Here is a 12,050-nt window from a genome sequence, read left to right as displayed (position 1 = left end):
GGGTACCACCGCGACGAGCACCGACGCCGGTCGCGCCGCATCGGGTGCGGAGGAGGCACCGGCAGTTGCCGAGGCCGCAGCCGGAACCGAAGCCGCTGCCGGTGCCGCTGCCGAGGCTGCGCCCGAGGCCAACCCTGCTTCGGAGCCAACTGAAAGCACGGAGAGCTGACTCATGTTGATTCCCCGCAAGGTCAAGCACCGTAAGCAACACCACCCGAGGCAGCGCGGCATCGCCAGCGGTGGCACGACGGTGAGCTTCGGTGAGTACGGCATCCAGGCACTGGAGCACGCCTACGTCAGCAACCGGCAGATCGAGTCCGCTCGTATCGCCATCAACCGGCACATCAAGCGTGGCGGCAAGGTGTGGATCAACATCTTCCCGGACCGCCCGCTGACCAAGAAGCCGGCCGAAACCCGCATGGGTTCGGGTAAGGGTTCACCCGAGTGGTGGGTGGCCAATGTCAAGCCCGGCCGGGTGCTGTTCGAACTGAGCTACCCAGATGAGAAGACCGCACGGGAGGCACTTACCCGGGCAATCCACAAGTTGCCGATCAAGGCACGCATCGTCACCCGAGAGGAGCAGTTCTGATGGCAGTGGGAGTGACGCCGGGTGAGCTGCGCGAACTGACCGACGAAGACTTGCAGGACCGGCTGCGCGAGTCCAAGGAAGAGCTGTTCAACCTGCGCTTCCAAATGGCGACCGGTCAACTGCCCAACAACCGTCGGCTGCGGGTGGTGCGGCAGGAGATTGCGCGCATGTACACCGTGCTGCGCGAACGTGAGCTGGGTCTGGCTTCCGGACCCACCGATGAGGAATCGTGATGGCAGAGAAAGCAACCAAGGCCGCGACGAAAGCGGCGCCCGCGAAAAAGGCTGCGCCGAAGGGTGAGGCAGGTCCCAAGCACACTCCGCGCACCGAGAAGCCGCGTGGGCGTCGCAAGACCCGCATCGGCTACGTGGTGAGCGACAAGATGCAGAAGACCATCGTGGTCGAGCTTGAGGACCGGGTGAAGCACCCGCTGTACGGCAAGATCATCCGCACCACCACGAAGGTGAAGGCGCACGACGAGAACGGTATCGCCGGCATCGGCGACCGGGTGTCGCTGATGGAGACTCGTCCGCTGTCGGCCACCAAGCGCTGGCGGCTCGTCGACATCCTCGAAAAGGCCAAGTAGCCAGCAACAGCTCCGATGCGAGGAGTCAGCCATGGATGTCTTGCAGACGCCCGATGCTCGCTTCGAGAACCTGCCCGGCTACCCGTTCGCGCCGCACTACGTCGACGTCGCCGCCATTGACACCCAGAAACTGCGGATGCACTACGTCGACGAAGGCCCGTCCGACGGCTCGCCGATCGTGCTGCTGCACGGCGAGCCGACGTGGAGTTACCTGTACCGCACCATGATTCCGCCGCTCGTCGACGGCGGCCGTCGCGTGCTTGCGCCCGACCTGATCGGCTTCGGCCGCTCCGACAAACCCAGGCGTATCGAGGATTACACCTACCTGCGCCATGTCGAGTGGGTGACATCGTGGCTCGAAACTCTCGACTTGCGTGACGTCACAATCTTCGTGCAGGACTGGGGATCGTTGATCGGCCTGCGCATCGCCGCCGAGCAGAGCGACCGCATCGCACGCATCGTCGTCGCGAACGGTTTCTTGCCCGCCGGCCAAGCGCCCGCGAACTTTGCCTTCCGCACCTGGCGCGCGTTCGCGCGCTACTCCCCGGTGCTGCCGGCCGGGCGTATCGTGTCCGTCGGCACCGTTACCAAGGTGCCCGCCGACGTGCGCGCCGGTTACGATGCGCCCTTCCCCAACAAGGCTTTTCAAGCCGGGGCGCGCGCATTCCCACAGCTGGTGCCAACCGAACCCGACGATCCCGCGATACCGGCGAACCGCGCCGCGTGGGACGCCCTCGGCCGGTGGGAGAAGCCGTTCCTGTGCGTCTTCGGTGCCCGCGACCCGATCCTCGGGCGCGCGGACCGTCCCCTTATCGAACATGTCCCGGGCGCTACCGGTCAGCCACATGCCCGCATCAACGGCAGCCACTTCGTTCAAGAGGACTGCGGTCCCGACCTCGCCGACCGCGTTCTGTCCTGGGCCTAGGACATCCTGACGGCGATGCCGTCCAGAAGTTGACGCAGACCAGCGTGAAAGTCGGCAAGGTGGTCATCGCCGGCCATGTCGAACACCCCATCGTCGAGCGCAGCCGACAGCGCCGGGAAACGCTCCGGGTCGATCAGCCGCCGGAGCAGACCGGGATAGTCGGGGCGTTCGATGTACCCGGCTTCGTTGTCCAGCGCCGCCGCGCCGCGGACGTAATGCAGTATCACCATCACCGCCGCGAGCTTGTCACGTTCGCTCAGACCCGTACCGCCCAACGCAGCCAGGCCGGCGTTCAGCCACGCCAGCTGTCCCGGGTCGGCGGGCGGGCCGGCCGCCGCAGCTTGCAGAATCCACGGGTGGCGGTGATAGATCTGCCAGAGCCCGACGGCCCACTCGGACAGGCCTTGTCGCCAGTTACCGTCGGGTGGTGACGGCGGTGGCCCCGGAGCAGTCGACAGCATGAAGACCACTAGCTCGTCCTTGCTGGCCACGTGCCGGTAGAGCGACATGGTGCCGCAGCCGAGTCGCTCGGCCAGCCGGGCCATCGACAAGGCACCGAGGCCATCCGCATCGGCCAACTCGATGGCGGCCGCGACGATCCCGTCGCGGCTCAGCCCGCGGGAACGTCGAGCAGGCGGAGCGTCGCCCCACAGCATCTCCAGCGCGCGGGGTAGCGGCTCCTCACGTCGGGTCATCACGGTCAGCGTAATCGACAAGCGGGCATTCTGCGTATGCCGTACGCTATGTGCGTATGACATACGCATCCCGCCGTACCCGCAGAAAATGGCTGGCGCCGACCCTCGCCGTGATCGTGGTGATCTTCCTGGTGTTCTCGTTGCCGCCATACTTCACCGGCGGCACCCGCGTGCCCGCCACCTTTTGGCTGCACTATCCGCTGCTGGTGGGTCACGTCATGTTCGCCGCGGTCGCGATGGTGTGTGCGGTGGCACAGATCTGGCCGGGACTGCGCGCGCGTCGACCGACCCTGCACCGCAGGGTTGGCCGGGTCTATGTGTTCACCGCGATACCGGCTGCCGGATGCGCGATGATCATCGGTGCGGCGACGCCGTTCGGCCCGATCCTGGCGGCCAGCAATGTGTTCCTGGGGTCCCTGTGGTTGTGGTTCACGATCAACGGGTACCTCGCCGGACGGGACCGGCGGTTCGCCGACCACCGGCGCCACATGATCCGCAGCGCGACGCTCGCGCTGTCGATCATCACAAACCGGATCTGGACCCCCGTGCTCTTCATCGCGTTGCACCCGTTGCAGGACAGCGTGTTTGGCGGCGACGAGGAGCGCTTCCTATGGGCGGTGGCCGGCGTCGGCGCCTGGCTGGGCTGGACGATCCCGCTGCTTGCGGTGCAGTGGTGGCTGAACCGGAAACCGGTAATAGCGCCGTCGTCAATTTCGCAGCTAACCGACACGTAACCGGTGTAGTCTCCCGGGCCATGGCAACGGAGTTCAACGGCAAGATCGAGCTGGACATTCGGAATTCCGAGCCGGACTGGGGTCCATACGCGGCCCCGTCGGCGAAGAAGGATGCGCCCAACGTCTTGTACTTGGTGTGGGACGACACTGGCATCGCGACGTGGGACTGCTTCGGCGGTTTGGTGGAGATGCCGACTATGAGCCGCATCGCCGAGCGGGGCGTGCGGCTGTCGCAGTTCCACACCACGGCACTGTGCTCGCCTACCCGGGCGTCGCTGCTGACCGGTCGCAACGCGACCACGGTCGGGATGGCCACCATCGAGGAGTTCACCGACGGTTTCCCGAACTGTAGCGGACGGATCCCTGCCGACACCGCCCTGCTCTCGGAGGTGCTCGCCGAGCGCGGCTACAACACCTACTGCGTGGGCAAGTGGCACTTGACGCCACTGGAGGAATCCAATCTGGCGTCCACCAAACGACACTGGCCGCTGTCGCGAGGCTTCGAACGGTTCTACGGCTTCATGGGCGGCGAGACCGACCAGTGGTACCCCGAGCTCGTGTACGACAACCACCCCGTGGCGCCGCCCGCTACCCCCGAGGATGGCTATCACCTCTCCAAGGACATCGCCGACAAGACAATCGAATTCATCCGCGACGCGAAGGTGATCGCGCCGGACAAGCCGTGGTTCTCCTATGTCTGCCCGGGCGCCGGGCATGCTCCGCACCATGTCTTCAAGGAATGGGCCGACAGGTACGCGGGCAAGTTCGACATGGGCTACGAGCGCTACCGCGAAATAGCGCTGGAGAACCAGAAGAAACTCGGCATCGTCCCGCCGGACACCGAGCTGTCTCCGATCAACCCCTACGTCGACGTCAAGGGACCAAACGGCGAAGCGTGGCCACCACAGGACACGGTGCGGCCGTGGGATTCGCTTAACGACGACGAGAAGCGGCTGTTCTGCCGGATGGCCGAGGTGTTCGCCGGCTTCATGAGCTACACCGATGCTCAAATTGGCCGCATACTCGACTATTTGGAGGAATCCTGCCAGCTCGACAACACCATCATCGTGGTGATCTCCGACAACGGAGCCAGCGGCGAAGGCGGACCGAACGGCTCGGTAAACGAGGTCAAGTTCTTCAACGGCTATATCGACACCGTGGAAGACGGTCTGAAGCTCATGGACAATCTGGGCGGGCCAGAGACTTACAATCACTATCCGATCGGCTGGGCGATGGCGTTCAACACGCCGTACAAGCTATTCAAGCGCTACGCCTCGCACGAGGGCGGCATCGCCGACACCGCAATAATTTCCTGGCCCAAGGGAATTGCGGCGCACGGGGCGGTGCGGGACAACTACGTCAACGTCTGCGATATCACCCCGACGGTGTACGACCTGCTCGAGATCACCCCACCCGCTACCGTCAAGGGCATTCCGCAGAAGCCTTTGGACGGTGTGAGTTTCAAAGTGGCGCTTGATGATCCTGCTGCACCCACAGGCAAGGAGACGCAGTTCTACACGATGTTGGGCACCCGGGGTATCTGGCACAACGGCTGGTTCGCCAACACCGTGCACGCCGCGACGCCGGCCGGCTGGTCGCAGTTCGACAAGGACCGTTGGGAGCTGTATCACATCGAGGGCGACCGCAGCCAGTGCCACGACCGGGCCGCCGAGGATCCCGACAAGCTCGAGGAGCTAAAGGCATTGTGGTCCAGCGAGGCCGCCAAATACAACGGGCTCCCGCTGGCCGACCTGAACATCATCGAAACCATGACCCGGTGGCGGCCGTACCTGAGCGGTGAACGGGACGTGTATTCGTACTATCCCGGCACGGCGGATATCGGCATCGGGGCCGCCGTCGAAATCCGCGGTCGGTCCTTCGCAATCATCGCCGAGGTGACGGTCGACACCACGGGCGACGAGGGCGTGGTGTTCAAGCACGGTGGTGCACATGGCGGGCATGTCATCTTCGTCCAAGACGGACGGCTTCACTACATCTACAACTTCTTGGGCGAGGATGAGCAGAAGCTGTCGTCGTCGGGTGCGGTGCCGCTGGGCAAGCACACCTTTGGTGTCGCGTATGAGCGCACCGGAACAGTGGAGGGCAGCCACACCCCGCTCGGCGTCGCCACGCTCTTCATTGACGATGCAGCGGTGGCGTCCCTCGAGGGCATGCGAATCCATCCGGGAACGTTCGGACTCGCCGGTGCCAGCCTCAGCATCGGGCGCAATACCGGCTCGCCGGTTTCGCGGAGCTATAAGGCGCCGTTCTCGTTCTCAGGTGGCATCATTTCCCAGGTTAATGTCGACGTCTCGGGCAAGCCGTACGTGGATTTGGAACGAGAATTCGCGCGCGCCTTCGCGAAAGACTGATCGCCGTAACGGTCCTCATTGAGGACTTCGCCGTCGGCATACCCTGAAGCCATGCTCACCGAGCTCGTCGACTTGCCGGGCGGATCGTTCCGGATGGGGTCGACGAGCTTCTATCCGGAAGAGGCGCCGGTGCGCACCGCGACGGTCGCCGCGTTCGCGGTCGAACGGCACCCGGTCACCAACGGCCAGTTCGCCGAGTTCGTCGGCGACACCGGGTACGTCACCGTCGCCGAGCAGGAACTCGATCCCGCGTTGTATCGGGGCGCCGATCCGGCCGATCTGGTGCCCGGCGCGCTGGTGTTCCGGCCGACCAATGGACCAGTGGACCTACGGGACTGGCGTCAGTGGTGGGAGTGGAAACCGGGCGCCTGCTGGCGCCACCCGTTCGGTCCGGATACCGGCATTGACGACCGCCTCGATCACCCGGTGGTGCAGATGGCCTACCCCGATGCCGCAGCCTATGCGAGCTGGGCCGGGCGCCGGCTGCCGACCGAGGCCGAATGGGAGTACGCGGCCCGCGGCGGCAGCACCGCCACCTATCCATGGGGCGACGATGCCATGCCCGGAGGCCAACTGATGGCCAACACCTGGCAGGGCCACTTCCCGTACCGCAACGATGGCGCGCTGGGCTGGGCCGGCACCTCGCCGGTGGGGACGTTCTCGCCCAACGGGTTCGGCCTGGTCGACATGATCGGCAACGTGTGGGAGTGGACGACGACCGAATTCTCCGGGCACCACCGGCTCGACCAGCCGGAGGCCTGCTGCGCACCAGGCGCAACGGCCGATCCGACCGTCAACCAGGCGCTCAAGGGCGGCTCACACCTGTGTGCGCCCGAATACTGCCATCGCTACCGGCCGGCGGCGCGCTCGCCGCAGTCACAGGACAGCGCCACCACCCACATCGGGTTCCGCTGCGTCGACGACCTGCCGTAGTCCCGCGAGCGAGTGTTTGTAGGCCGACACGCCGAGACTTGCGCGCAAAATGCGGGTGCTCGTGCGCGCCGATTGTCACCGCACCGAGCTACCTTTGGTCGATGCAGTACGAGGAGATCGCCGTCGTGCGGGCACTCAGCCCGGCGTGGCGCCTCCTGTGTGCCGACAATGCTCCCTTGGTGTTGTCTTTCCTCGGGGACGTGTTCGTCGAGGACAACGTCCGTGACATCGTGGCGTCCCAACTGATCACACGGCTCGACGACGAACTGTTCGCACTAAACGAGCGTCTCGGCGCAGGGACCTATCCCAAGTCGGCAAAGTCCTATCTCGATGACTGGGCCGCGCCGGAGGCGGGCTGGTTGCGCAAGTTCTATCCGCCGGGATCCGACGAGGCGCACTACGATGCCACCGCAGCCGTCGAGCGCGCGGTGGCCTGGGTGTCCTCGCTGCGGGACCGGGCGTTTGTCGGAACGGAATCCCGGCTGAACACCGTGTTCGAATTGCTGCGTCAACTGGTGTTCGGATCCGAGACGAATGCAGCGGTGCGCTTGTCTGAGCTGCACCGCCAGCGCGGTGAGATCGACCGTGAGATCGCGGCGGTTGAAGGCGGAGACTTCGCGGTGCTTGGCCCCACAGCGCGCCGAGACCGGTACCAACAGCTGGCCGAAACCGCGCGCGGGCTTCTCTCGGATTTTCGTGAGGTCGAGGCCAACTTCCGCCGACTCGACCGCGACCTGCGCGAGCGCATCACGACCTGGGATAAAGCGAAGGGGCAGCTTTTGGACGAGGTCGTTGGCGGACGAAGCCTCATCGCCGATTCCGACCAGGGGCGAAGTTTCCAGGCTTTCTACGATCTGCTGCTCTCCCCGACCAGACAGTCCGAGCTCACCGAGCTGCTACGGCGGGTTCACCAGCTCGACCTGGACGAATTCGCCGACTCTCGCCTGCGCTACATCCACCATGACTGGCTTGACGCCGGTGAACGGGCGCAGGCAACCGTGCGCCAGCTCTCCGAGCAACTACGACGCTTCCTTGACGACCAGGTATGGCTAGAAAACCGTCGTGTCATCGAGCTGCTGCGCAGCATCGAGTCACGGTCGCTGACGCTGCGAGATCGGCGTACCGACGCATTCAGGTACGAGATCGACGGCACCTCACCGACCATTCGGCTACCGATGGAGCGGCCGCTCTACACCAGGTCGCGTACTACTTTTGTCGACAGCGGGGGCGTCGAGCACGGCAGCTTCGACAGCGAATCGGCTGCACTGTTTGAGCAGACCTACGTCGATCCCGCTCCACTGATCCGGTCGGTCCGCAAGGCGCTGCAGCGGGTGCCACAGATCGGGCTGCCCGAGCTCGTCGCCGAAAGCCCACTTACACACGGGCTTTCGGAACTAGTGACATACATGGCGCTCGACGAGGAGGGATTTACGACAGTGTTCGACGAAAGCGCCCGCGACAGCGTCGGCTGGACCGACGAGGGTGGTGTCACCAGGACGGCGACGTTGCCCCGGGTCATCTACGCGCGCGCAGGATTCGGCGGAGAGGTCAGCGCGTGACGACAACCAGAGCGACCCGCAAAGAGCTGAACCTGCCGCTGGCTGTCACCCACCTGATGAAAGGCGTGGTGTACCGCGATACCCACCAGCAGGTTTGGCAACACCTGGTCCAGCTGGTCCCCCGAATCAGCGACTACGTAGCGACCATCGGTCTTGTGGTCGTGGTCGACGACTCCGAGGGGTATGCATTTCTGAGATCGAAACCCGATGACCCCGACGATGATTCGCCGCCGATCCCGCGGCTGATCGCCAGGCACGCCTTGTCTTTTCACACCAGCCTGATGCTGGCGCTGCTGCGTAAGAAGCTCGCCGAGTTCGATGCCACCGACGACGGCTTCCGGTTGATCCTGACCCGCGATCAGATCGTCGACATGATGCTGATGTTCATGCCGACTTCGAACAACGAGGCGCGCATCGTTGACACCGTGGAGCGCACCATCGGCAGGGTGGTCGATCTGGGCTTCCTGAGCCGACTGCCCCGGCAGGACGATCAGTTCGAGGTGCGCAGGGTGCTCAAGGCGTTCGTCGACGGGCAGTGGTTGTCGGATTTCGACGCCCGTCTGGCCGATTATGCGTCCGAACTGGAGGAGACGACGTGACGGCGCTATTCCCGCCGACCAACGTGGACACCCCCGACGCCGACAGCTTGGTCGGTTTCCGGTTGCAGCGTCTGGAAGTACTCAACTGGGGGACGTTCGATCACCGGGTGTGGCAGATGCACGTGAATGGGCGCAACGGGTTGCTTACCGGGGATATCGGATCCGGCAAGTCCACGTTGGTCGATGCTGTCACCACTCTGTTGCTGCCAGCACATCGTGTCGCCTACAACAAGGCCGCCGGTGCGCAGACGCGGGAACGCGATCTGCGTTCGTATGTGCTCGGGTTCTACAAGTCTGAGCGCAACGAGGCCACCGGCAGCTCGCGACCCGTCGCGCTGCGCGGCGCGGGCACGTACTCGGTGGTGTTGGGTTACTTCCGTAACGACGGTTTCAACGCCGATGTGACGTTGGCGCAGGTATTTTGGATGAAGGAGGGTGTGGGTGGCCAACCCGAGCGGTTCTTTGTGACCGCCGATGCCGAGCTGTCGGTCGCCGAACACTTCAGCAACTTCGGTTCCGAGCTGCAAGGTCTGCGCAAACGGCTGCGCACTGGTGGGGCGTCGGTGTACGACCACTTTCCCGACTACAGCCGCGACTACCGGCGCCGGCTTGCGATCGCCTCCGAACAGGCCATGGATTTGTTCCACCAGACGGTGTCGATGAAATCAGTGGGAGACCTCAACGAGTTCGTCCGCGACCACATGCTGGAGCCGTTTGACGCAGCCGCCTGGGTTCACAAGCTCGTTGCGCACTTCGAGGATCTCACTCGCGCACACGACGCCGTGGTCAAGGCCCGCAGCCAACTCGCCGACCTGGCGCCGCTGGTCGGCGACTGCGACGCCTTCGACGAGCTGCAGGCCCAGCTCGGTGACTTACACGGCCAACGGGACGCGCTACGTTACTACTTCGCCGGGCTACGGGAGGCTTTGCACACCCGTCACGTCGAAGCCCTGAGCGCCGAACTCGCCGACGCCAATCGGCGCCTGACCGCTGCAGAAGGGGACTTGGCCTCGCTGCGGGCGCGGTTGGACAGTCTCAAGTTGGAGCAGGCCGGCCATGGCGGTGCGGAGATCGCCGAGATCGAGCGACGCATCGACGACCGTTCGGAGCGCCGTGAGCATCGTCGCGTGCGCCGTGAACGGTTCGACGCGTATCTGGTCGAAGCAGGGCTGGAATCGGTGTCTGACGGTGCCCAGTTCGGTGCGCGTTCCGGCGAGATCGCCTCAGCCACAGTGGCCCTGCAGACGCAGGTGGCAGACCTTGACAACCGCATCACCGACGCCGCGGTGAATAGGCGGGAATTGGAGTCCGAGTCGACGGATATCGCCGCGGAGCTCGGCAGCCTGCGGAAACGTCCCAACAACATTCCGGACCGCAACATGCGAATCCGCGAGCGGATGTGTTCAGAGCTGGGTGTGGAGCCGTCAGAAGTCCCATTCGCCGGCGAGCTGATCCGGGTGGCGACTGAGCATGCCGCGTGGGAAGGCGCAGCCGAGCGGGTGCTGCGTGGCTTCGGACTCTCGCTGCTGGTGCCGCAGCCACTGTACGCCCGGGTGTCCGACTGGGTCGACGTCAATCACCTGGGCGGCAAGCTCGTCTACTACCGGGTACCGGCCATGGTTTCGGTGCAGGACACATCGACGCCGCCCGCGGGCGCGCTGGCCAACAAGCTCGACATCAAGGACGGCCCGTGCTACGACTGGATCGAACGGGAACTCCGCAGGCGCGCACCGCATATGTGCGTCGACACCATGGAGCAGTTTCGCCGCCACGAGCATGCGCTGACCCCCGCCGGCCAGATCAAAGCCCCGCGCGGGCGACACGAGAAGGACGACTCGCACCGCATCGACGACCGCCGGTTCTACGTACTGGGCTGGAACAACGAGCAGAAGATCGACGCGCTCCTGGCTGACGCCCAGCGCGCCCAGGCCGATCTGCACCGAGTAGATGACGAGCTTGCTAGGTTGAGCGCCGACCGTAACGCCGCCACCGCGCGCAAGTCCGCCCTGGACAAGTTGCCCGTGGTGGCGACGTCCTACGACGATATCGACTGGGAATCGATGGTCGCCGAGATCGACCGGCTGCAACACCGCAAGCGCGAATTGGAGTCCGCCTCGGCTGAACTCGCCCGCATAGGCGCCGAGATCGAACGGACGGAGGCGGCGATCGGCTCCCGCCAGCGGGAGTGCCAGGAGATCAACCAGCGGGTCGGCAGTGTGACCCAGGACCGTGACCGCGCGCAGCAAGGCGCGGCGGAAGCGGCGCAGGTGGCTGCCGAGCCTGCGGCCGCGGACGCGGCGCGCTATTCTGACGCGCTCGCCGCTCGGGTGGCGGAGCCGCCGGCGACGGCCGACACCTGCGTTGGCGAGGAACAACGTCAGTACCGTGCATTGACCGAGGAGGCCGAGCGCGTCGGCGGTAAGTCGGAGACACTGGTTCGTCGAATCGTGGTCAGGATGAAGGACTTTCGACAGAAGTACCCCTCCGACACCTCGGACATGGACGACGATGTGGCATCCGCGGGGGAGTACCGGGTGCTGCGCGCGCAACTGGTCGAAGACGACCTGCCTCGCTTCGAAGCGGCTTTCAAGGACTACTTGAACACCAACACGATCCGCGATATCGCGGGCTTTCACTCACAACTCAACAAGCAGGTGGAGCTGATCTCGTCGCGCATCGCCGTCATCAACGAGTCGCTGGTCGACATCGATTACAACGAGGGCCGCTACATCCGGCTGGAGGAATCGCCGACTCCTAACCAGGAGATCCGTGCCTTCCGCGATGAGCTGCGCCGATGCAGCGACGGCTCGATCGGCGCCGACGACAGCGACCAGTACTCCGAGGAGCGGTTCCTGTTGGTGAAGAACCTGATCGAGAAGTTCCGCGGACGGGAGGGCCAGACCGATGCCGACCGCGCCTGGGTCAAGCGAGTCACCGACGTCCGCAACTGGCGCATCTTCGCCGCATCCGAGCGGTGGCGGGCCGACGACACCGAACACGAGAACTACACCGATTCCGGGGGTAAGTCCGGTGGTCAGAAAGAGAAGCTCGCCTACAC

At 64.9% G+C, this 12,050-nt stretch carries 11 protein-coding genes; 10 read left to right on the top strand and 1 reads right to left on the bottom strand.

The window, feature by feature from the left end; all coding sequences use genetic code 11:
- The first annotated feature begins 172 nt into the window (after positions 1 to 172).
- From rplP to ACRDU5_RS21425, 4 genes are read left to right on the top strand one after another with little or no spacing between them, the layout of a single operon-like run.
- The gene (gene rplP / locus ACRDU5_RS21440) at positions 173 to 589 is read left to right on the top strand and encodes a 50S ribosomal protein L16 (RefSeq protein ID WP_526617003.1); all 417 of its coding nucleotides are present in this window, start codon (positions 173 to 175) and stop codon (positions 587 to 589) included.
- Complete coding sequence (gene rpmC / locus ACRDU5_RS21435) at positions 589 to 822, top strand: 50S ribosomal protein L29 (RefSeq protein ID WP_526617002.1); 234 nt, start codon at positions 589 to 591, stop codon at positions 820 to 822. The genes rplP and rpmC overlap by 1 nt, the downstream gene beginning before the upstream one ends.
- Complete coding sequence (rpsQ, locus tag ACRDU5_RS21430; protein WP_526617001.1) at positions 822 to 1,175, top strand: 30S ribosomal protein S17; 354 nt, start codon at positions 822 to 824, stop codon at positions 1,173 to 1,175. The genes rpmC and rpsQ overlap by 1 nt, the downstream gene beginning before the upstream one ends.
- 31 nt (positions 1,176 to 1,206) lie before the next feature.
- Positions 1,207 to 2,100, top strand: a complete 894-nt coding sequence (locus tag ACRDU5_RS21425; RefSeq protein ID WP_526617000.1) for an alpha/beta fold hydrolase — start codon at positions 1,207 to 1,209, stop codon at positions 2,098 to 2,100.
- On the opposite strand, the gene ACRDU5_RS21420 is transcribed toward ACRDU5_RS21425, so the two are convergent.
- The gene (locus ACRDU5_RS21420; RefSeq protein ID WP_526616999.1) at positions 2,097 to 2,795 is read right to left on the bottom strand and encodes a TetR/AcrR family transcriptional regulator; all 699 of its coding nucleotides are present in this window, start codon (positions 2,793 to 2,795) and stop codon (positions 2,097 to 2,099) included. The two genes, ACRDU5_RS21425 and ACRDU5_RS21420, sit on opposite strands and share 4 nt — an antisense overlap.
- 56 nt (positions 2,796 to 2,851) lie before the next feature.
- On the opposite strand from ACRDU5_RS21420, the gene ACRDU5_RS21415 reads away from it, so the two are divergent.
- From ACRDU5_RS21415 to ACRDU5_RS21390, 6 genes are all read left to right on the top strand, one after another.
- On the top strand, positions 2,852 to 3,529 hold the full coding sequence (locus ACRDU5_RS21415) for a DUF2306 domain-containing protein (protein ID WP_526616998.1): 678 nt from the start codon (positions 2,852 to 2,854) through the stop codon (positions 3,527 to 3,529).
- A 20-nt stretch (positions 3,530 to 3,549) separates the two neighbouring features.
- Entirely contained in the window at positions 3,550 to 5,901 is a 2,352-nt protein-coding gene (locus ACRDU5_RS21410; protein WP_526616997.1) for an arylsulfatase, read from the top strand.
- 51 nt (positions 5,902 to 5,952) lie between these two features.
- Positions 5,953 to 6,834, top strand: coding sequence for a formylglycine-generating enzyme family protein (locus ACRDU5_RS21405; RefSeq protein WP_526616996.1), 882 nt, complete (start codon positions 5,953 to 5,955; stop codon positions 6,832 to 6,834).
- Positions 6,835 to 6,935: 101 nt separating this feature from the next.
- Complete coding sequence (locus tag ACRDU5_RS21400) at positions 6,936 to 8,393, top strand: DUF3375 family protein (RefSeq protein WP_526616995.1); 1,458 nt, start codon at positions 6,936 to 6,938, stop codon at positions 8,391 to 8,393.
- Complete coding sequence (locus ACRDU5_RS21395) at positions 8,390 to 8,992, top strand: DUF4194 domain-containing protein (RefSeq protein WP_526616994.1); 603 nt, start codon at positions 8,390 to 8,392, stop codon at positions 8,990 to 8,992. The genes ACRDU5_RS21400 and ACRDU5_RS21395 overlap by 4 nt, the downstream gene beginning before the upstream one ends.
- On the top strand, positions 8,989 to 12,050 hold a 3,062-nt coding region (locus tag ACRDU5_RS21390; RefSeq protein ID WP_526616993.1), incomplete at its 3' end, for an ATP-binding protein. The genes ACRDU5_RS21395 and ACRDU5_RS21390, both read left to right, overlap by 4 nt.

The organism is Mycobacterium sp. (genome assembly GCF_050701515.1).
Lineage (GTDB): Bacteria > Actinomycetota > Actinomycetes > Mycobacteriales > Mycobacteriaceae > Mycobacterium.
This window is presented reverse-complemented; position numbering and strand designations above follow the sequence as displayed.